General features: G+C 74.0%; 13 protein-coding genes. 10 read left to right on the forward strand and 3 right to left on the reverse strand.

Going from position 1 to position 20,690, the window contains the following annotated elements; translation table 11 throughout:
• Nucleotides 1-6 precede the first annotated feature (6 nt).
• Nucleotides 7-633 (reverse strand): NAD(P)-dependent oxidoreductase, encoded by a 627-nt coding sequence (locus MUY14_RS11950; protein WP_247023044.1) that lies wholly within the window; start codon nt 631-633, stop codon nt 7-9.
• Between the two features lie 366 nt (nt 634-999).
• Between MUY14_RS11950 and MUY14_RS11955 the strand changes: the two genes are divergently transcribed.
• On the forward strand, nt 1,000-1,512 hold the full coding sequence (locus MUY14_RS11955; protein ID WP_247023045.1) for a VOC family protein: 513 nt from the start codon (nt 1,000-1,002) through the stop codon (nt 1,510-1,512).
• Nucleotides 1,513-1,563: 51 nt separating this feature from the next.
• On the opposite strand, the gene MUY14_RS11960 is transcribed toward MUY14_RS11955, so the two are convergent.
• Nucleotides 1,564-1,989, reverse strand: a complete 426-nt coding sequence (locus tag MUY14_RS11960) for a DoxX family protein (RefSeq protein ID WP_247023046.1) — start codon at nt 1,987-1,989, stop codon at nt 1,564-1,566.
• A 375-nt stretch (nt 1,990-2,364) separates the two neighbouring features.
• Between MUY14_RS11960 and MUY14_RS11965 the strand changes: the two genes are divergently transcribed.
• The 5 genes from MUY14_RS11965 (at nt 2,365) to MUY14_RS11985 (ending at nt 6,465) form a co-directional block, all read left to right on the forward strand.
• Nucleotides 2,365-3,051, forward strand: coding sequence for a TetR/AcrR family transcriptional regulator (locus MUY14_RS11965; protein ID WP_247023047.1), 687 nt, complete (start codon nt 2,365-2,367; stop codon nt 3,049-3,051).
• On the forward strand, nt 3,051-4,154 hold the full coding sequence (locus MUY14_RS11970) for an FAD-dependent oxidoreductase (protein ID WP_396126787.1): 1,104 nt from the start codon (nt 3,051-3,053) through the stop codon (nt 4,152-4,154). Before MUY14_RS11965 ends, MUY14_RS11970 begins: the two co-directional genes overlap by 1 nt.
• Nucleotides 4,155-4,168: 14 nt before the next feature.
• Nucleotides 4,169-4,852 (forward strand): alpha/beta fold hydrolase, encoded by a 684-nt coding sequence (locus tag MUY14_RS11975; protein ID WP_247023048.1) that lies wholly within the window; start codon nt 4,169-4,171, stop codon nt 4,850-4,852.
• A 28-nt stretch (nt 4,853-4,880) separates the two neighbouring features.
• The gene (locus tag MUY14_RS11980; protein WP_247023049.1) at nt 4,881-6,131 is read left to right on the forward strand and encodes a CdaR family transcriptional regulator; all 1,251 of its coding nucleotides are present in this window, start codon (nt 4,881-4,883) and stop codon (nt 6,129-6,131) included.
• An 85-nt stretch (nt 6,132-6,216) separates the two neighbouring features.
• Nucleotides 6,217-6,465 (forward strand): hypothetical protein, encoded by a 249-nt coding sequence (locus MUY14_RS11985; protein ID WP_247023050.1) that lies wholly within the window; start codon nt 6,217-6,219, stop codon nt 6,463-6,465.
• A gap of 37 nt (nt 6,466-6,502) precedes the next feature.
• On the opposite strand, the gene MUY14_RS11990 is transcribed toward MUY14_RS11985, so the two are convergent.
• On the reverse strand, nt 6,503-7,366 hold the full coding sequence (locus tag MUY14_RS11990) for a LysR family transcriptional regulator (RefSeq protein ID WP_247025116.1): 864 nt from the start codon (nt 7,364-7,366) through the stop codon (nt 6,503-6,505).
• Between the two features lie 106 nt (nt 7,367-7,472).
• Here MUY14_RS11990 and MUY14_RS11995 point away from each other — a divergent pair, with 106 nt between their 5' ends.
• The 4 genes from MUY14_RS11995 to MUY14_RS12010 all read left to right on the forward strand — a co-directional run bounded on the left by MUY14_RS11995 (nt 7,473) and on the right by MUY14_RS12010 (nt 20,682).
• Complete coding sequence (locus tag MUY14_RS11995; protein WP_247023051.1) at nt 7,473-8,183, forward strand: type 1 glutamine amidotransferase domain-containing protein; 711 nt, start codon at nt 7,473-7,475, stop codon at nt 8,181-8,183.
• Between the two features lie 311 nt (nt 8,184-8,494).
• Nucleotides 8,495-11,926, forward strand: a complete 3,432-nt coding sequence (locus tag MUY14_RS12000; RefSeq protein ID WP_247023052.1) for a beta-ketoacyl synthase N-terminal-like domain-containing protein — start codon at nt 8,495-8,497, stop codon at nt 11,924-11,926.
• 57 nt (nt 11,927-11,983) lie between these two features.
• Nucleotides 11,984-15,424 carry an acyl carrier protein gene (locus tag MUY14_RS12005; RefSeq protein WP_247023053.1) on the forward strand — a complete coding sequence of 1,147 codons (3,441 nt, stop codon included), beginning with the start codon at nt 11,984-11,986 and terminating at the stop codon, nt 15,422-15,424.
• Complete coding sequence (locus MUY14_RS12010) at nt 15,421-20,682, forward strand: type I polyketide synthase (protein WP_247023054.1); 5,262 nt, start codon at nt 15,421-15,423, stop codon at nt 20,680-20,682. Before MUY14_RS12005 ends, MUY14_RS12010 begins: the two co-directional genes overlap by 4 nt.
• Nucleotides 20,683-20,690: the final 8 nt, after the last annotated feature.

Below are 20,690 nucleotides of genomic sequence, written 5' to 3' on the forward strand. Positions count from 1 at the left end.
TGTAAATCAGTTCGCGACGGTGAACCGGGTTCGGTGGTGGCGCGGCCGTTCCGCTTCGTCCAGCAACGCGACCGCGAAGTCCTCCATCGAGATCGCCGACCGGCCGTCGGCGTCGACGAGCAGTTCGTCGCCGCCGAGGCGGTAGTGGCCGGTCCGTTCGCCCGGCTCCAGGAGTGCGGGCGGGCTGGCGTAGGTCCAGTCGGCGGCGGTGTCGGTCCGGTATTCGTCGTGCTGCGCCTGACATGCCGCGGCGATCGGGCGCAACTCGGCGGGGAAACCCGGGTCTTCGAGCACCGTCGTGCCGGCGGGGGTGAGCAGGCTCGCCGCGCCGCCGACGGCCAGCAGCCGGACGCCGGTGCCGGCGAGGCCTTTGAGCAGGCCCCGGGTCGCTTCGACCAGCTCGTGTTCCCGGCCGGGTGCGGGCCGGGTCGCCGTGATCACGAGGTCCTGGCCCCGGCTGAGCACGGCGACGTCGTCGGGGTTCGCGGCGTCGCCCGGGCGGACGGGGACCGGCAGATCCTCGGCGCGCCGAGGATCGCGGGCGACGGCGGTGACTTCGTGACCTCGGGCGACGGCTTCGACGACGACGCGGCGGCCGACGTTGCCGGCCGCGCCGAACACGGTGATGCGCATGGGGACTCCTCTGCGTCAGATTGCTTAGCGCTAAGAAGTCTAGCTTAGGGCTAAGGTAACTGTGCGCGTCAGGAGCCGGGTACGAACGATTGGCGATGGGAAGGCGGCGCGATCGGCCGGGGAGGCGCGGCGGTGCCTCGGACTTGGCTTCGGGGAAAGGTCGGACCCGGGGCCCCGCCGCCCGCGGGACAGCTGACACGGTGTCCTGCGGTGGATCCACCCTACGAACCGCCGGGGCGCCTGACCAGGGCCTCGATCCGGTGTCGAAGGTTTGTCGCCCGGTCGGTCACGACACCTACCGAGAGTGGTCCGTGGTAGCCTGAAGTTGAAACTTCAATCGATTACGTACCGCGCGCGGGAGTCCCGATGTCGATCTTTCGCCTGAACCACGCCGTGCTCTATGTCCGGAACCTGGCGGAGAGCGTCGCTTTCTACCGGGACGTGCTGGGCTTCGGCTACATCGACGGCGGCGACGCCCACCGCGGCGCGGCCTTCCTGCGCGCCCCCGGTTCGACCAACGACCACGACCTCGGCCTCTTCGAGATCGGCGCGCACGCCGAGGATTCCGGCGCGGGCCAGACGTCGGTGGGGCTCTACCACCTCGCGTGGGAGGTCGACACCCTCGGCGACCTCGAGCGGATCGCGGGCCGGCTCCGCGAGGCGGGCGCGCTGGTCGGGTCGTCGGACCACGGCACCACGAAGTCGTTGTACGCCAAGGACCCCAGCGGCATCGAGTTCGAGGTGGTCTGGATCATCCCGCGCGAGCTGCTGACCGACGCGGACCGCGCGAAGAGCGCGGCCATCGGCCGGCTGGACCTCGCGGGCGAGCTGGCGAAGTACGGCCCGGACGCCCGCAGTGGCGTGGGCATCTCCCGCTAGGCGAACCCGGCGGCGCACCGGTGGAGCGGGCGCCGCCGAGCCCTCCCTTCGTCAGGCGGTGACGCCGGCCCGGTCCGGCTGTGCTTCCCGCTGTCGCGTGGCGAGGTTGCCGAGCGCGAAGCGGCCGGGGCCCACGAACGCGACGATGAGCAGCGACCAGCAGAACAGCGTCGCCGCTTCGCCGCCGTTCTGGATCGGGAACAGGCCGTCCGGGGCGTGCGAGGAGAAGTACGCGTAGGCCATCGAGCCGGAGCCGAGCACGGCGGCGACCCGGGTGCCGAAGCCGACGCAGACGAGCACGCCGCAGACGAGCTGGATGAGCGCGGCCCACCAGCCCGGCCAGGCGCCGACGGCCGTGGGGGCCTTCGCGCCGAACAGGCCGAACAGGGTCTTGAGGCCGTGGCAGGCGAACAAGAAGCCGATGACGATGCGGTACAGCCCGATGACGTGCTCGCGGGCCGGGTCCAGGCGGTGCATGGTGCCTCCGGTGTCGGTGCTGGGCGGCATCGAACCGGCCGGGGGAGGGACCGGCCGCTGCGAATTCGGTACGCGCCCAGATATACCGTCCGTCAGTGACTCGTCACAAGGTCCTAAGGTCGGTTAAGCACATTTAAGTAATGGTATTCACTGGAGTTTCCGGCCGCAGGCAACGTAAAACCGCCGTCCGGGTGATCTTGATCCAGTGGTCCAGACCAGTTTGCGGAGTGGTCCGCTCCGGTGTTTCGGGAATGTTTCCGAACCATTGACCCTGAACATTGTTCTGAGAAAATTCTGAGGACTCGAACCGTACCCTGACGGTGACGTGGCGCACCCGAACACGTTCGTCACGAACATGTTCGCTATGGTGGTGGCATGACACCGGACAGCACGTACAACCGGCGGGAGCGCCCGGCGAAGCCGGCGTTGACGCGTGACGGCATCGTGGCGACAGCGGTCGCGCTGATGCGCGCCGAAGGCGTCGAGCGCGTCACCATGCGACGGCTCGCCAAGGAGCTCGACACCGGGGCCGCGTCGCTCTACGTCTACGTCAAGGACACCGAGGAACTGCACGCCGCGGTGCTCGACGAGCTGCTCGCCGAGGTCGACCTCGGCGGGGAGGGGGACTGGCGCGAACGCCTGTGGGCGGTGCTGGACTCCTACCGGGCGGTGCTGTTCGCGCACCCCAGCCTGGCCCGCGTCGCGCTGGTGACGCGGCTGAGCGGGCCGAACTACTTCACGCTCGTCGAGCGCGTGCTCGCGCTGCTCGACGAAGGCGGCATGGCACCGGGGCAGGCGGCGTGGGCGGTCGACGCGCTGCTGCTGAGCGCCACCGCGGCCGCCGTCGAGCACGGCAGCCGCCGGGAGAAACCCGGTGCCGCCCGCGAGCACGACGTCCTGGTCGAGTCGGTGGCGACGGCGTCGCCGCGGACCCACCCGCACATCGCCGCGCTGGCCGCCGACCTGGTGTCCGGCCCCGGCCCCCGCCGCACGAGGTGGGCGTTCGACGCGCTGCTCAACGGCGCGCTCGCCACCCCGCGCCCCGAACCCGAGGAGTCCTGATGCCCGCGATCGCCATCACCGGCGGCGGCCTGGGTGGGCTCACCCTGGCCCGCGTCCTGCACACCCGCGGCATCGCCGCGACGGTGTACGAACTGGACGCCACGCCCACCGCCCGCGACCAGGGCGGCACGCTCGACCTGCACGAAGAATCCGGGCTGCGTGCCCTGGCCGAGGCCGGCCTGCTCGACGGATTCCGGGCCCTCGCCCGGGAAGAAGGCGAAGCCCTGCGGATCCTCGACCGCCACGGCGTCGTCCGGTTCGAAGAGACCGCCGAAGACAGCGGGGGCGCCCGGCCCGAGATCGACCGCGGTGCCCTCAAGCGGATCCTCGTCGAATCGCTGCCGGACGGAGTGGTCCGCTGGGGTGCCAAGGTGACCGCGGTGGCGCCCGGGCGGCTCACCCTGGACACCGGCGAAGTCGTCGAAGCCGATCTGGTGGTCGGCGCGGACGGTGCCTGGTCGAAGGTCCGCCCGCTGCTGTCGGACGCCGTGCCGCGCTACTCCGGACTGTCCTTCGTGGAGGCCCGGCTGTCCGATGTGGACGACCGGCACCCGGCGGTGGCGGCGCTGGTCGGCGCCGGGTCGATGTTCGCGCTCGCCGCGGGGAAGGGGCTGATCGCCCAGCGCACCGGCGGCGGGTGGATCCGGGTGTACGCCGCCGTCGAGACCGCGGATCCCGCCGCGGTCGCGGACTTCGCCGAGCGGGACCAGTTGCTCGAGGTCTTCGCGGACTTCGACGCCGGGCTCCGGGCGCTCATCGCGGAAAGCGACGGTGCCCTGATCCCGCGGCCGATCCACGCCCTGCCGGTCGGGCACCGCTGGGCGCGCGTCCCGGGTGTGACACTTCTGGGCGATGCCGCACACGTGATGTCACCCTTCGCCGGCGAGGGCGCGAACCTCGCCATGCTCGACGCCGCCGAACTGGCCCTCGCGCTGGCCGGTCACGACGACGTCGAAAGCGCTCTCTCGGCCTACGAAGCCGCGATGTTCCCCCGCGCGGAAGCCGCCGCCCGGGACTCGGCGGACAACCTCGAAGCCTGCTTCGCCCCCGGCGCGCCCGCCGCGATGGTCGAGCAGATGACCCGGTTCGCCGCCCGCCACTGACGAAAGGGACCACCATGACCTTCGACCTCCTCGACACCGGTGCCGGCGACCGGACGGTGCTGGTGCTGCACGGCGGCGCCGGACCCCGCGGCGTCACCTCGATCGTCGAGCACTTCGCGCCGCGCGCCCGGGTGCTCGCCCCGACCCACCCGGGCTGGTCGGGCACCCCGCGCCCGGACTGGTGCACCGGCGTCGACGACCTCGCGCTGGCCTACCTCGAGCTGCTCGAGGACGAAGACCTCACGGACGTCACCGTGGTGGCCAGCTCCTTCGGCGGCTGGGTCGCGGCCGAGCTGGCCGTCCGCGACCGGGGGCGGCGGCTCGGCAAGCTCGTGCTGCTCGACGCCATCGGTCCCGAGGTCGACGGCGTCCCCGTGCGGATGCCGCAGCCGCCGGCCGGTGCGCCGCAGCCGCCGCCCGGCGCGCCGGGGCCGAACCCGGCCGACCTGGAGGCGTTGCGGACCTACGCCGGCCCCGGCCTGGCCGATCCGAAACTGTTGCGCCGCCTGGCGCGGGTCCGGATCCCGGCGCTGCTCATCTGGGGCGAGGACGACACCGTCGTCCCGCCGGCCTTCGGCAAGGCCTACGCGGCCGCGTTCGCCGACGCCCGGTTCGAGGTCGTCCCGGGCGCCGGGCACATGCCGGCGCTGCAGGCTCCCGATGCGACGTTCGACTTGATCGACGTGTTCCTCGAATAGCTTGATCCATACCCCGTAGAGTGGCTCCATGGTGGACGAAGAAGTCGTCTCGGAGCGCATCCGGCAGATGGCCGCCGCACTGGCGGGCCGCGCGGACGAACTCACCGGCGAACTGATCCAGCTGTACGCGGCCGACCTGCCGCAGCTGGTCAACGACGACGAGCGCATGGTGAGCCTGCTGTCGGCGAGCGTCTACCAGAACATCGAGACCGCGCTGCAGATCTTCCGGCACGGCATCGACCCGGCGACCGTCGAGCCGCCGGCCGCGGCGATGGAGTACGCGCGGCGGCTGGCGCAGCGCGGCACGCCGGTGTTCGACCTGATCCGCGCGTACGACCTCGGCCAGGCCGCGATGCTCGACTTCGGGTTCCAGGAGTGCATCCGGGTCGTCGACGACGCGGCGCTGCTCGGCGCCATGATGCGCCGGCTGCTGAAGGTCGCCTACGAGTTCATCACCCGGGTGGTCCGCCAGCTCGTCGGCGTCTACCAGGACGAACGCGATCGGTGGCTGCTCAACCGGAGTGCCGCGCGGGCGGCCAAGGTGCTGGACCTGCTCGGCGAGAACGGCGGCCCGCCCGACGTCGACGCCGCCGAGGCGGTGATCGGCTACCGGCTGCGCGGCACGCACGTCGGGCTGGTCGTCTGGCACGCGTCCGAAGCCCACGACGTGCTGTCCCACCTGGAATCGGTCGCGGGTGCGGTGCTCGAACGCGCCGGTGGTGCGGGCCGCCCGCTGTTCGTGCCCCGCGACGAAGCCGGCGCGTGGGCGTGGCTGCCGGTCGAGGCGGTCCGGCGGGAAGACCTCGACGCGGCCCTCGCGGACGCCGATCCGGGCGTGCGGGTGACCGTCGGCGACCCCGGCACCGGCGTCGACGGTTTTCGCGACACCCACCAGCAGGCCCGACGGGTGCACGCGCTGGCCCTGGCCGCCGGCGAGCACTGCGACCGCGTCCTGACGTTCCGGGAAGTCGGCACGGTCGCGCTGATGACGAGCGACCTCAACGCGGCGCGCCTGTGGGTTGCGAGCACGCTCGGGCCGCTGTCGGCCGACGACGAGAACTGCGGGCGGCTGCGCGAGACGCTGCGGGTGTTCCTCGCTTCCGGCGGCAGCTACACCGCGTCGGCGGCCGAGCTGACGATGCACAAGAACTCCGTCCAGTACCGCGTCCGCAAGGCGCAGGAACTGCTGCCGCGCGGGCTCGGCGAGGGACGGCTGGACGTCGAGCTGGCGCTCAACCTGTGCCGCCGGCTCGGGGCGGCCGTGCTGGCCGCGGCGTGACTTTGGTGCCGCGAACCACCGGTGGCGGAGATCATTGGGTCGCGGGCACGAAGCCGTGATCGGCCGTTCGGCCTACCGTTCGGCTATGGGTGAGAACGGTGGGATGCTCGCGTTGGTGCGGCTTCGCCGAGGCGTCGTGGGCGAAAGCAGACGCGTCTGCCACCTGATCCCCGTCCCGACGGGCCCGGTCCCGGGGCACCTGACGGCGCTGTGCGGCGAGTCGATCTTCCCCGGCGAGGCCGAGGTGCTCGACGGGCTGCGCGGCATGCCGTGCCACGCGTGCCTGATGCAGAGCGCCCCGGCGGGCGGAAACCTCCTGGCCAACGCGGGCTGAGCCGCGCGCGGCGGGGAGTGAGCGCGGCGGGAGCCCGCTAGAGCGAGCTCCAGGCTTGGGCGCGCTGGAGCAGGCGGTCGCGCACCAGGCTCACCGCCGGGCGGGGTGGCGTGGTGCAGGTGACCAGGTACCAGGTGTTGAGCGGTGGGGTCTCGGGCTCGTGGACCAGCTCCACCGAACCCGTCTCCAGTGCCGCCGCCGCGAGGTAGCGGGGCAGGACCGTCGCGCCCGCGCCCGCGATCACCACCGCCAGGACCGCGCGCAGGTCCGGGACCACCACCGCGACCCGGTTCGGCGGGCGCCTGCCGAACTCGCTGCGCCAGTAGCGGCGGATGATCGGCAACTCCTCGGCGTAGGCCACGAGCGGCAACGCCGCCAGCGCGCCGACCGGGTCGGCCGCCAGCCGCGCCGGGTCGATGCCGCGGGCCAGCGCCGGGGCGGCGACCAGGACGAACTCTTCGTCGATCATCGGGGTCGCGGTCAGCGCGCGGTCGCGCGGCCGCACCGACGAGACGACGAGGTCGAGGCGGGCCGCGGTGAGCGCGGCCAGCAGTTCCTCGGCGAGGCCGAGCGTCACGGTGAGCTGGAGCCCGCGCGTGACCAGCGGGGTGAGCGCGGGCAGTACCCGGGTCGCCATCGCGTCGCTCGCGCCGCCGAGCGCGACCTTGCCGAGCGGGACGGCGTCGTCCGGGCCGGGCGTGAGCGCGCCCCGCAGTTCGTCGATCCGGGTGCCGACGCGCGCGGCCAGCTCGACCGCGCGGGCGGTCGGCGCGGCGCCGTGGCGGGACCGGGTGAACAGCGGCTCGCCCAGCTCCTTCTCCAGCCTCGACAGCTGGCCGGTGACGGCGGGCTGGGTCAGGCCCAGCTCCGCCGCGGCGGCGGAGAGCGAGCCACCTTCCATAAGCACCGTTATGGATGGTACCGGCCGCGCCGGACTACCGGCCGGGTTCGCGCGGTTGACCCCGGCGTGCGGGGCACCGGGTCCCGCGGACAAGGAAAACCCCGACATGGCAAGGATCCTGATGATCGTTTCGGCCGCCGGCCGGCTGCGCCTCGCCGACGGCACCGACCACCCGACCGGCTTCTGGGCCGAGGAGGTCGCCGAGTCGTACCGGGTGCTCACCGAAGCCGGGCACCACGTCGACGTCGCCACCCCGGAGGGGCGGCAGCCGGTCGCCGACCCGGTCAGCTTCGACGAGCGCGGCGGCGTCGGCCCCGTGGCCGGCGCGAAGTACCGCTCGTACCTCGACGCGCTCGACGACCTGGCCGCGCCGCTGAAGCTGGCCGACGCGACCGTCGACGGCTACGACGCGCTCTACCTGCCCGGCGGGCACGGGCCGATGGCCGACCTGGCCACCGACCCCGCGCTCGGGCGGCTGCTGGTCGCCGCGGACGACGCGGGCAAGCTCGTCGCGGCGCTGTGCCACGGCGTCGCCGGGCTCCTCGCCGCCCGCCGGGACGACGGGACGTTCGCCTTCGCCGGGCGCGCGATGACTTCCTTCAGCGACGACGAAGAACGCCAGGGCGGCCTGGGGGAGCGGACGCCGTTCTTCGTCGAGGCGCGGCTGCGTGAGCAGGGTGCCGCCGTGACGCCGGGCGCGCCGTGGTCGAGCACGGTCGTCGCCGAGGCGAACCTCGTCACGGGCCAGAACCCGCAGTCCAGTGTGGACACCGCGGCCCGTGTCGCGCGGCTGCTCGATTCTGGATCGATTTCGTGAAATGGATTGTCGGTGAATATCCGACCGGCAAAGGGAACAATTCGCCAATGGTCACGTGCAGTAGTGGATCGGGTGTCCACGGTGGCGGGTGGGGCGGGTTCGATCATGGATCGCGTGGCGAACTCGTGCGTCTGGTCCAGGATCGATAGGTCATTCGGCTGAACTCTGCGGATTGCGTATCCCCCCGCGGCGTCTTGAGCCTTAACCTTGCGTGATTCTTCACCATGAATCGCACTGGGGAGTGAGATGAAGTCGACGTCACCGCCGTGGTTTCCGCGCGCCCATTCGCCGTCGGGAGCCGATACCCGGCGATGACGCAAGACGGCTGCATCAGACGTTTCGCGGGAATCGCGCGGCAGTCACCCGACCGGATCGCCGTGGTCGAGCACGACTCGGCGGTGAGCTACGCACGGCTGGCCGAGCTGGCCGGCGGGCACGCCGCCCGGCTGCTCGACGCCGGTGTCCGGCCGGGTGAGTTCGTCGGCCTGCTCGCCGGGCACGGGACCGCCGCGATCGCCGCGATCCTCGGCACCCTGGCCGCGGGCTGCGCGTACGTTCCGCTCGACCCGACGTTCCCGCGGGACCGCCTCGCCCACCAGGTCGCGGCGGCCCGCGTGTCGGCCGTGCTCACCGTCCCCGAGCACGGCGACCTCGCGGAAGCGTTGTGCCGCAACGCTTCCGCGCGGGTCGTCCGGTCCGGTGCGGACACCGCGCCGCTGCCGGTGCCCGACCCGGACCCGGCCGCGCCGGCCTACGTGCTGTTCACCTCCGGCTCCACCGGCACGCCGAAGGCGGTCGCGCAGACCCACCGCAACCTGCTGCACGTGGTGGACAACCAGATCGCGACGCTCGCCGTCACCGCGGCCGACCGGCTCAGCCTGCTGGCTTCCTTCGGCTTCGACGCGGCGATCCCGGACCTCTACCCGGCGCTGCTGACCGGCGCCGCCGTGGTGCCGGTGGACGTGCGCGCCCACGGCGTGGCCCACGCCGCGCGCGAACTCGCCCGGCACCAGGTCACCGTCTACCACTCGACGCCGACGGTCTACCGCTACCTCCTCGACGCGCTCGAGGGCACCCTGCCCTCGGTGCGGACCGTCCTGCTGGGCGGCGAGCAAGCCACCTACGCCGACGTGCGCCGCGGCCGCTTCGCCGCGGATTGCGTGTACGTCAACGGGTACGGCGCGACCGAGGTGACCTTCGCCGCGCAGTACCGGCTGACCGCCGCCGACGTCCCGGCCGACGCCACCGGCCCGCTGCCGATCGGCACCGCGCTGCCCGGCTACACGCTCACCGTGCTCGACGGCGGCGAACTCGAAGTCAGCGGCGAATACCTGGTCGACGGCTACTTCGACCAGCCGGGCCCGGCGTTCGGCACCACCGCCGACGGCGTCCGCAGCTACCGCACCGGCGACCTCGGCGAGGTCCGGCCGGACGGCACCCTGGTCTGCCTCGGCCGCCTCGACCGGCAGGTCAAGGTGCGCGGGTTCCGCGTCGAACTGACCGAGGTCGAAGCCCGCCTCGGCGAACAGCCCGGCGTCGCCGAAGCGCGCGCGATCGTGCGGGACGGCGAGCTGCTCGCCTACGTCGTGCCGGCCGGGGAACCGGACGTGACGGCGTGGCGGGCCGCGCTGGCCGACGTGCTGCCCGCGCATTCGGTGCCCGCCGCGGTCGTCGCCGTCCCGGCGTTCCCGCTCACGGTCACCGGGAAGCTGGACGAGGAAGCTCTTCCGGGCCCGCGCCCGGCCGCGCCCGTCGAGGCCGGGCCGATGACCGCGGCGCAACGGCGGGTGCACGCGATCTGGGCCGCGGTGCTGGGCCACGACGGGTTCGGCATCGACGACGCCTTCTTCGACGTCGGCGGGCACTCCCTGCTGCTGGGCCGGGTCCAGCAGCGGCTGGCCGCGGCGTCCGGCGTGGACGTCCCGCTGCTCGGCCTGCTGGAGCACCCGACGGTCGCGGCGCAGGCCGCCTACCTGGAACCGGCTGCTTCGGACGGTCCGCGCACCGCGGTGGCCGAGCCGGACGACGACGAGCCGGGCAGCGACCTGATCGCCGTCGTCGGCCTCGCCTGCCGGTTCCCCGGCGCGCCGGACGCGGACGCGTTCTGGTGGAACCTCTGCGCGGGCGTCGACGCGGTCCACGACTACGCCGACGACGAGCTGGCCGCGCTCGGCATCGGGCCCGGCCTGCGCGCCGACCCCGCGCACGTGCGGGCCGGCGGCCGCCTCGACGGGATCGAAGACTTCGACGCCGGGTTCTTCGGGTTCACCGCCGAGGAAGCGGCGCGCACCGACCCGCAGCACCGCCTGTTCCTGGAGACGGCGTGGCGGGCGCTGGAGGACGCGGGCCGCGATCCGGCGCGGGAACACGGCCCGGTCGGGGTGTTCACCTCCGCCGGGGTCAACCGGTACTTCCTCTTCCACCTCTTCGGGAACCCGGCGGTGACCGGCGACGTCGACCCGGACGACTGGGAAGGCCGGCTGCTCGGGCGCCAGCTCACCGACCACCTGCCCGGCCAGGTCGCCTACCGGCTCGGGCTGACCGGGCCCGCGCTCGCCGTCCAAAGTGCCTGCTCCAGCTCGCTCGCCGCGGTCGGCCTGGCCGCGCAGAGCCTCGCCGAATACCGCTGCGACCTGGCGATCGCCGGGGGCGTGAGTGTGACGTGGCCGCGGTACCGCGCGGGCGGAATGGCCTCGGCGGACGGCCGCTGCCGCTCGTTCGACGTGGCCGCCGACGGGGCCGGCTTCGGATCCGGCGCCGGGGTCGTCGTGCTGCGGCGGCTGTCGGACGCGCTCGCCGACCGCGACCACATCCACGCCGTGCTGCCCGGCTGGGCGATGACCAACGACGGCGCCGACCGCGCCGGGTACGCCGTGCCGAGCCCGGCGGGCCAGGCGGCCGCGATCGCCGAGGCGCTCGCCGTGGCCGAGGTCGATCCGGCCGACGTGGGCCTGATCGAAGCGCACGGCAGCGGCACCCCGCTGGGCGACGCGATCGAGGTCGCCGCGCTCAACCGGGTGTACCGCGACGTCCCGCCCGGGACGTGCGCGCTCGGTTCGGTCAAGACGAACATCGGGCACCTGGACGCGGCCGCCGGCGTGGCCGGGCTGATCAAGGCCGTGCTTGCGGTGCGTCACGGCGTGATCCCGCCGAACTTGCACTTCACCGCGCCGCACCCGGAGGTCGACCTGGCCGGCGGCCCGTGCTTCGTGCCCGTCAAGGCCACCGACTGGCCCGACGCGCCCCGCCGGGTGGCCGGGGTCAGCGCGTTCGGCATGGGCGGGACCAACGTCCACGTCGTCGTCGAAGAAGCACCGGCGCCGGGCCCGCGCGTGACCGCCGAGGGCCCGCACGTCCTGCCGGTCTCGGCGCGCGACCCGCAAGCGTTGCGGGAAGCGCTGTCCGCGGTGCGGGACCGGCTCGCGGCCGACCCGCCGGACCTCGCCGACGCCGCGTACACCCTCGCCGTCGGCCGCCGGGAGTTCGCCAGCCGCGCGGCCGTGGTCGCTTCGACCGTCGAGGAAGCCGTCGAGGCCCTCGACACCCTGCTGGCCGAAGGCGGCGACGTCGCCGGGCCGCCGGGCGCGGCCCGGGAGCTGGCCCTCCGCTGGACCGGCGGCGCCGACGTCGACTGGACCGCCCGCCACGACGGCGCGGAGCCGGGCCGGGTGCCGCTACCCGGCTATCCGTTCCAGCGCGGCAGGTTCTGGATCGACCCGCCGGTTCCGGGACACCACCCGTGAGCCGCACGCACCACCACCCGGCCGCCACCGCGGCCGGACCGAACTGGGGAGTTCTTCGTGACCGACACGCTGCCCGTCGCGGGCACGCACGGCCCACCGCTGTCCTTTCCGGACACCACGGTCGCCGGACTGGTCCTGGCGCAGGCGGAGAAGACGCCGGACGCGCTCGCCGTGCGGCAGGGCACCACCCGGCTCACCTACGCTGAGCTCGTCACCGCGGCCTGGGGCGTCGCCGCCGCCCTGCGCGAACGCGGGGCAGGCCCGGGGACCCGGGTCGGGGTGTGCGCCCACCGGACGCCCGCCCTCGTGAGCACGGTGCTCGGAGTGCTGCTGTCGGGCGGCGCCTACGTCCCGCTCGACCCGGGCGGGCCACGTGCCCGGCTGACGGGGATCGCCGCCGACGCCGGGGTGTCCGTCGTCGTCGGGGACGCCGCGGTCGCCGAATTCGGTGCGGGAACGGGGATCGGCGTCCCGCCGCCCGCCGCGCCCGGCACCTGCCCGGCCACGCCGGACACGACCGCGCACGTGCTCTACACCTCCGGCTCGACCGGGCGACCCAAGGGCGTGCTCACCAGCCACCGCAACGTCGTCGCGTTCGTCACCGGGTTCGCCGGCCGGCTCGGCGTCGGCCCCGGCACCCGCACGCTCGGCATCTCCTCGCTGGGGTTCGACGCCTTCACGATGGACGTCTTCGTGCCGCTGGCGGTCGGCGGCTCGGTGCAGCTGGCCGGGACGGCCGACCGGGCGGACCCGGAACGGCTGCGCCGGTTCGTTGTCGAGCACGACGTGAACTGGGGCTTCATCACTCCGACGCTGCTGTCGCTGCTCGACCCCGCCGACGTACCCGGCTGGCGGACCGTGGCCTGCGGCGGCGAGCCGGTGCCGGCCGAGCTGGTCGCCCGCTGGCTGCCCGGACGCCGGTTCTTCCACGTCTACGGCCCGACCGAGACCACCGTCGTCGTGGTCACCGACGAGGTGACCGGCGTGCCCGCCGACCCGCTGCCGCTGGGGACGCCGACGCCGTGGCACCGCGCCCACGTCGTCGACGGCGAACTGCGGCCCGTCGCGCCGGGTGAGGTCGGCGAGCTGGTCATCGGCGGGCCCGGGCTCGCCGCGGGCTACCTCGGCAGCCCGGAGCTGACCGCGCGGAAGTTCGTCGAGGACCCGTTCACGCCGGGGGAACGGCTCTACCGCACCGGCGACCTGGCCCGGCTCCGCCTCGACGGCAGGCTGGAGTTCGCCGGCCGCGCCGACCGGCAGGTGAAGATCCGCGGGCAGCGCATCGAACTCGGCGAAGTCGAGGCCGCGCTGGGCGCGCACCCGGATGTCGGTGCCGTCGCCGTCGAAGCCGTGCCCGGTCCGGGCGGCACCCGGCTGATCGCGTTCCTCAGCCCGGCGTCGGCACCGTCCGATGTGGACCTGCACGCGTACGCGGGGGAGCGGCTCACCGAGGCCATGCGCCCGGCCGTCATCCGGCGGCTGGACGTGCTGCCGGTCAACCCCGTCACCGGGAAGGTCGACCGGCCCGCGTTGCGCGCGCTCGCCGAAGAGGCACCGGTCGGGGACCTGGGCGGCTCGCCGGTCGCCGAGGTGTGGCGGCGGGTGCTGGGAGCCGGTGCCGGACCCGACTTCCTGCTGTCCGGTGGCGACTCGATCGCGGCGATGCGGCTGGTGGCGGCCCTCCGGAAGGAGCTCGCCGCCGATGTGTCCGTCGAGGACGTCTTCGCGGGGCGGACGCTCGAGGAGCTGACGCGGCGGGTGGCCGCGGCCGCCCCGCTCACCGGCCCGGGCTTGACCACCGGTCACGCGCCCGCGCTGTCCCCGCCCCAGCGGCGGCTGTGGTTTCTCGACCAGCTCGCCCCGGACGCGGCGCCGTACAACATCGCGATGGCGTTCCGGCTGACCGGACCGCTCGACGTGCGTGCCCTGCGCGCGGCCCTTCGCGCGGTCGCCGAGCGGCACGACGTGCTGCGCTGGCGGATCCGGCCGGTCGACGGCGTCCCGCGGGCGGACTGCCTGCCCCCGGCCGACGTCGAGCTGCCGGTGCTCCCGCTGACCGAGGCCGCCGTCGGTGAGCGGCTGGCCGCCGACGCGGCGGCACCGGTCCGGCTCGACCGCGAAGCGCCGTGGCGCGTGCGGCTCTACGAGCTGGGGCCCGGGGACCACGTGCTCGGCTTCACACTGCACCACGCCGTGTTCGACGGCTGGTCGCAGGAACTGCTCTGCGCGGACCTCGCCGCGGCCTACTGCGGCGAACCCCTGCCGCCGCTGCCGGTTTCCTATGCGGACTACGCGGTGTGGCGCGCCGAGCGCGACGGCCGTCGCGAAGCCGTCGACCTCGCCTGGTGGACCGAGCACCTCGCGGGCGCGCCGTCCACAGTGGACCTCCCGCGGGACCGGCCGCGCGCGGCCGTCCAGACCTACCGCGGCGCGACGCACCACCAGGCCTTCCCCGACGGCGTCGCCGAGGCCGTCGCAGCGCTGGCCACCCGCACCGGAACCACTCGCGCGGGCGTGGTGCTCGCCGCGTTCGGGCAGCTGCTGCACCGGCTCACCGGCGGGGACGACCACCTGGTCGCCACCGTCGTCGCGGACCGGCAGCTGGCCGAAACCCAGGACGTCGCCGGGTTCTTCGTGGACATCGTCCCGGTGCGGCTGCGCGCCGCGGACGCGGACGCGGACTTCACCACGCTCGTCCGGCGCGGCGGCGAGGAGCTGCTGGCCGCCACCGCGCACCCGGCGGCGCCGATCGACCGGCTCGTCGGCGCGCTCGGCGTACCCCGCGACCCTTCGCGGGCGCCGCTGGTGCAGGTGATGGTGAACGTCCTCAACTTCACCGAACCCCGGCTCGACCTGCCCGGGCTGCGGGGAACGTGGGTGCCGGTCGAGAAGCCCGGTTCGCCGTTCGACCTGACCGTCTACGTCCTCGGGCACGGCGTCGAGCTGCTGTACAACCCGGACCTGTTCGACGCGGCCCGGGTGGCGGCGCTCGCCGAGGACTTCACCGCGCTCCTCGCGGCGCTGGCCGCCGAGCCGGACCGGCCGGCCGGGGCGTGCGCGCCGGAACTCCCGCGGGCCTCGGTGCGCACGGCCGCACCGGAAGCGGCCGCGCGGCCGAAAGCCGAGCCGGCACCGGTCGTCGACCCGGCCGCGCTGGCGGCGACCGAGGCGCTGATCGCCGCCACCTGGCGCGAAGTGCTCGGCCTCGACGCCGTCCGGGTGACCGACAACTTCTTCGACGTCGGCGGGCATTCGCTCGCCCTGGCGAAGGTGCACGCCGAGGTCACCGCCCGGCTCGGCCGCCGCATCCCGATGGTCGACCTGTTCACCCACCCCACCGTCCGTGCCCTCGCCACCCACCTCCACGCGGGGGCCGCGCCCAGCCCGGAACTCGCCAGGGCCGCCGAGCGGGTCGCCGCCCGCCGGGGGCGCACCCCGTCCAGAAGACCCCGCCGCAGTGCCGGCACAACCGGCCACGAACAGGAGCGACACCAGTGACGAACGACCTCGAACCGGGCGCCGAACCCATCGCCATCGTCGGCATGGCCGCCCGCGTCCCCGGTGCCGGTGACCTCCGGCAGTTCTGGCGCAACCTCGTCGACGGCGTCGAGTCCATCAAGCCCGCCACCCGGGAAGAACTGATCGCCCGGGGCGCCGATCCGGCCACTTTGGACGATCCCAGCTGGGTCAACGCGACGACGGTGGTCGACGGCTTCGACGAGTTCGACGCCGACCTGTTCGGCATGACCAGCCGCGAAGCCGAGATCACCGACCCGCAGCACCGGGTCTTCCTCGAAGCGTGCCATGCGGCGCTGACCGACGGCGGCTACGACCCGGCCCGCTACGGCGGCGCGATCGGCGTCTACGGCGGCACCGGGCGGACCGGCTACCTGATCGAGAACCTGCTGCGCAACGAGCGTGTGCTGGCCTCGCAGCACGGCGGCATCGGGATGTCCACCGGCAACCAGCCCAGCTACCTGACCACGTCGGTGTCCTACAAGCTGAACCTGCGCGGCCCGAGCCTCGCGATCCACACGGCGTGCTCGACGTCGCTGGTCGCGGTGCACCTGGCGTGCGAGGCGCTGCGCAACGGCGAGTGCGACCTCGCGCTGGCCGGCGGCGTGAACCTGGAGATGCCGCACGGCATCGGGTACATGGGCGTCGAGGGCTTCACCTCACCGGACGGGCACGTGCGCGCGTTCGACGCCGGCGCCAACGGCACGGTGTGGAGCAGCGGCGTCGGCGTCGTCCTGGTCAAGCGGCTCTCCCAGGCGCTGGAGGACGGCGACCACATCCGCGCGGTCGTGCTCGGCAACGCGATCAACAACGACGGCGCCACGAAGGTCGGCTTCTCCGCGCCCAGCGTCGCCGGGCAGACCGAGGCCATCGCGCAGGCGGTCGGCATGGCCGGGGTCGACCCGCGCACGATCGGCTACGTCGAGGCCCACGGCACCGGAACGGCGCTGGGCGACCCGATCGAGATCACCTCACTGTCCACTGTGTACGGCCACGGTGTCCCGGACACCGGCTGGTGCGCGATCGGCTCGGTGAAGTCGAACATCGGCCACCTGTCCCAGGCCGCCGGTGTCGTGGCGCTGATCAAGACCGTGCTGGCGATGGAACACGGCCTCATCCCGCCGACCATCAACTACGAAGAAGCCAACCCGGGCATCGACTTCCCCCGGAGCCCGTTCCACCCGGCGACCACCGTGACCAAGTGGGAAGCCGCCGACACCCCGCGCCGGGCGGGCGTGAGCTCCTTCGGCGTCGGCGGCACCAACGCCCACCTGGTGCTGGAAGAGGCACCCGCGCCGCGGCGGCACCGCCGTCCGCACCCGGCGCACCTGCTGCGGGTGTCGGCGAAGACGCCGGAAACGCTCGCCACCGCGGTCGAGCGGCTCGCCGACCGGCTGGCCGGCGACGTCGACCTCGACCTGGCCGACGTCGCGCACACCCTCGCCGCCGGGCGGACCGAGTACCCGCACCGCGCGGTCGTCGTCGCCCGCGACTCCGAAGACGCGGTCGACGGCCTGCGCGACCCCCGCCGGCTCGCCACGGCCCAGGCCGGTGAGCTCAAGGTGGCGTTCCTGTTCTCCGGGCAGGGATCGCAGTACGCGGGGATGGGCGCCGAGCTGTACCGCAGCGAGCCGGTCTTCGCGACGGCGTTCGACGAATGCTGCGAGCTGTCCGGTCTTCCCGGCCTGAAAGAGCTGGTGCTGGGCCGCGGCGGGGACGCCGAGCTGAAGGAGACGCGCTACACGCAGCCCGCGCTGTTCGCCGTCGAGTACGCGCTGGCCCGGCTGTGGCGGAGCTGGGGCGTGCGGCCGGGCGCGATGATCGGGCACTCGGTCGGCGAGTACGTGGCTGCGACCGTGGCCGGGGTGTTCACTCTCGCCGACGCGATGCGGCTGGTCGTGCGGCGCGGCGAGCTGATGCAGGCGATGCCCGCCGGCGCGATGCTCGCTGTCCAGCTCGACGAGGAATCCGTCGCGAAGCGGCTGCCGGAAGGGCTTTCGATCGCCGGGGTCAACGGGCCGGGGACGTGCGTCGTCGCCGGGCCGTCCGGTGCCGTCGCGGACTTCGCGTCACTGCTGAAGTCGAGCGACGTGCAGTGCCGGGAACTGGTGACCTCGCACGCCTTCCACTCGCCGATGATGGACCCGATCCTGGCGGAGTTCACCGAGGCCGTCGCCGCGGTGCCGCGGTCGGCGCCGTCGCTGCCGTTCCTCTCGAACCTGACCGGCGGCTGGATCACCGCCGAGCAGGCCACCGATCCCGCGTACTGGGCCGCGCACCTGCGCCGGGCGGTCCGGTTCGGCGACTGCGTGCGGACGCTGGCCGGCGGCGGCGAGCGGTGGGCGCTCGTCGAGTGCGGCCCCGGCCACCAGCTGGCCGGCCTCGCCCGTGGCCAGGTGCCGAAGGGCTCGCCCGCGCCGCAGCCGAGCCTGCCCGGCCGCAGCGACCGCGAGGGCGACGTCGAAACGCTGTACGCCGCGGCCGGTCTGTTGTGGACACACGGGGTGCCGGTCGACCTCACGACGGACGGCCACCGCGTGCCGCTGCCCGGCTACCCCTACGCGCGCAAGCGGTACTGGGTCGACCCCGATCCGAAGGGGACATCGGCCGAGCCCGCACAGCCGAGCGGGCCGCTGCCGCTCGACGAGTGGTTCGCGGTCCCGTCCTGGCGGCAGGCCGGTCCGGAACTGCGGCGCGAGCCGTTCGCGTCCTGCCTCGCGTTCGTCGGCGACGACGTCCTCGCGGACCTGCTGCGGGACGCCGGGGTCGCGGTCACCGAGGTCCGCCCCGGCGACGCCTTCACGACGACCGAGCGCGGCTTCACCGTCCGGCCCGGGGTGCGCGAGGACTACGACGAACTGGTCGCCACCCTCGGTGACCGCCCCGAGCGGGTGGTCCACGCGTGGGCCCTCGACGGCACCGAAACCGGGATGGCCGCCCAGGAGCGCGGCTTCTTCAGCGTGCTCAACCTGGTCCAGGCCTGGGGCGAGCCGGTCCGGATCGACGTGCTGAGCACCGGCACCGCCGACGTCACCGGCACCGACCTCACCCGGCCCGAACACGCGACCCTGGCGGGCATCGCGCGGGTGCTGCCCCTGGAAGTCCCCGGCACGCTCGTGCGGCGGATCGACGTCGAGGCCGTGACCGAGGACGTCGTCGCCGAGCTGTTCCGGGCGGCCGAAGCGGAGGTCGCCCTGCGGCGGGGCCGGCGCTGGGTCCTGGAGCACACGCAGCTCACCGTGCCCGAAGCGGCGCCGGTGCTGCGCGACGGCGGCCGGTACCTGATCACCGGGGGCACCGGCGGCATCGGGGTCACCCTCGCCGAGGACTTCGCCCTGCGTGTCCGCGCGAAGCTCATCCTGCTGACCCGCAGCGGCCTGCCGCCGCGCGAGGAGTGGGACGCCTGCGACGGAACCGACCGGACCGGGCGCGCGATCCGCGCGATCCGGCGGATGGAGGCCGCCGGGGCGGTGGTGCACGTGGTCGCCGCCGACGTGACCGACCCGGCCGCCCTGCGGCGGGTCCGCGAGCTGGCGGAAGCCGAGTTCGGCGGGCTGGACGGCATCGTGCACGCGGCCGGCCTGCCCGGCGGCGGCGTCGCGGAGGTCAAGGAGCGGGCGGCCGCGGAAGCGGTGCTGGCCCCGAAGATCGGCGGCACCCTGGCGCTGGCCTCGGCGTTCGCCGACCTGCCGATGGACTTCGCCGCCCTGTGCTCGTCGGTCACCGCGGTCTCCGGCGACTTCGGGCAGGTCGACTACTGCGCGGCCAACAACTTCCTCGACGCCTACGCCCGCGGCGACCACGGCTGGCGGGCCCGGGTCGTCTCGCACAACTGGGGTGGCTGGGACGAGGTCGGCATGGCCGCCGAAGTGGCCGCGCCGGCGACGATCCGGTCCACCCGCACGAAGGCGGACGGCCCGATCGCGCACCCGGTGCTCAGCACGCGCACCGGCGAGGACTGCCACGGCCTGGTCTCGGCGGCCGCGCACTGGCTGCTCGACGAGCACCGGATCGCCGGCGTCCCGGTCGTGCCCGGCACCGGGCACCTGGAAACCGTGCGGGCGGCCGTCGAGGCGGCGCTGCCGAAGCCCGGCGACGGCCACGTCGTCGAACTGCGCGATGTCGCCTTCCTCGAACCGTTCTCGGTGCCCGAGGGCACCGTCGCGGAGTACCGGGTCGGCTTCGACGGTGACGGGTTCGCGGTGACCAGCCGCGCGGGTGGCGTGACGAAGACGCACGTCCGGGGTTCCGCGGGCTGGGTGCCGGCGCCCCCGGCGTCCACTGTGGACCTCGACGCGGTGCGGGGCCGGACGAGCGTGCTCGACGACGGCAACGCGTTCGGCACCGGCCGGACCAGCATGGTCACCTTCGGCCCGCGGTGGGCCGCGCTGCGCACCCACCACGTCGGCGCGCACGAGGAGCTGGCCTCGCTCGTCGCGCCGGTCTTCGACACCGGCTGGGGGCTGCACCCGGCGCTGCTCGACGTCGCGACCGCGTTCGGCCGCGGCCGGGGGAGCGGCACGTACCTGCCGATGAGCTACGGCCGGGTGGTCGTGCACGACGTGCTCCCGGCGAGTTTCCACAGCCACCTGCGCTACCGCGACTCCGGCGGTGACCAGGTCATCGCCGCCGACCTGACGCTGTGCGGCGACGACGGCCGCGTACTGGTCGAGATCGAGGACTTCGTGCTCCGCCAGGTCGACGAGGGCGCGGTCAGCGGCGGGCTCACGGCACCGGTGGCCAAGTCCACTGTGGACTCCATCGGGATCCGGCCGGTCGACGGCGCCGAGGCGTTCCTCCGGGCGCTGACGCCGGGGCTCGGCGGCCAGGTGGTGATCAGCACCCGCCCGGTGCGCGACCTGTTCGCCCGCCGGGTCACCGCCGAAGCGCTGGAAGAAGCCGAAGAGGTCGCCGAAACCATCCAGCCGCAGGTCCAGGACGACTACGTCGCCCCGCGGACCGACCTCGAAGCCGAGATCGCCCGGCAGTGGGCCGAGGTGCTCGGCGTCGAGCGTGTCGGCGTCGACGACGACTTCTTCGCCCTCGGCGGCAACTCGCTGGTCGCCATCCAGCTCATCGCCCAGGTCCGCAAGACCACCGGCGCCCGGCTGGCCATGAAGACGCTGTTCGAATCCTCCACGGTGGCCGCGCTGGCCGAGCGGATCGAGGAGCTGCGGACCGCCGCGGCCCCCGCCGCCGAGGCGCCGGCCGCCACCACCATCCCCAAGCTCGAGCGCTGAAGCAGGAG

The organism is Amycolatopsis sp. FBCC-B4732 (assembly GCF_023008405.1).
GTDB lineage: Bacteria > Actinomycetota > Actinomycetes > Mycobacteriales > Pseudonocardiaceae > Amycolatopsis > Amycolatopsis pretoriensis_A.

Coding starts and splice junctions, on each gene's coding strand:
- MUY14_RS11970 (WP_396126787.1), top strand. CDS start 3,051: ATGCCCGCGATCGCCATCACCGGCGGCGGCCTGGGTGGGCTCACCCTG.
- MUY14_RS11965 (WP_247023047.1), top strand. CDS start 2,365: ATGACACCGGACAGCACGTACAACCGGCGGGAGCGCCCGGCGAAGCCG.
- MUY14_RS11960 (WP_247023046.1), bottom strand. CDS start 1,989: ATGCACCGCCTGGACCCGGCCCGCGAGCACGTCATCGGGCTGTACCGC.
- MUY14_RS11995 (WP_247023051.1), top strand. CDS start 7,473: ATGGCAAGGATCCTGATGATCGTTTCGGCCGCCGGCCGGCTGCGCCTC.
- MUY14_RS11990 (WP_247025116.1), bottom strand. CDS start 7,366: ATGGAAGGTGGCTCGCTCTCCGCCGCCGCGGCGGAGCTGGGCCTGACC.
- MUY14_RS11975 (WP_247023048.1), top strand. CDS start 4,169: ATGACCTTCGACCTCCTCGACACCGGTGCCGGCGACCGGACGGTGCTG.
- MUY14_RS11985 (WP_247023050.1), top strand. CDS start 6,217: ATGGGTGAGAACGGTGGGATGCTCGCGTTGGTGCGGCTTCGCCGAGGC.
- MUY14_RS12000 (WP_247023052.1), top strand. CDS start 8,495: ATGACGCAAGACGGCTGCATCAGACGTTTCGCGGGAATCGCGCGGCAG.
- MUY14_RS11950 (WP_247023044.1), bottom strand. CDS start 633: ATGCGCATCACCGTGTTCGGCGCGGCCGGCAACGTCGGCCGCCGCGTC.
- MUY14_RS11955 (WP_247023045.1), top strand. CDS start 1,000: ATGTCGATCTTTCGCCTGAACCACGCCGTGCTCTATGTCCGGAACCTG.
- MUY14_RS11980 (WP_247023049.1), top strand. CDS start 4,881: ATGGTGGACGAAGAAGTCGTCTCGGAGCGCATCCGGCAGATGGCCGCC.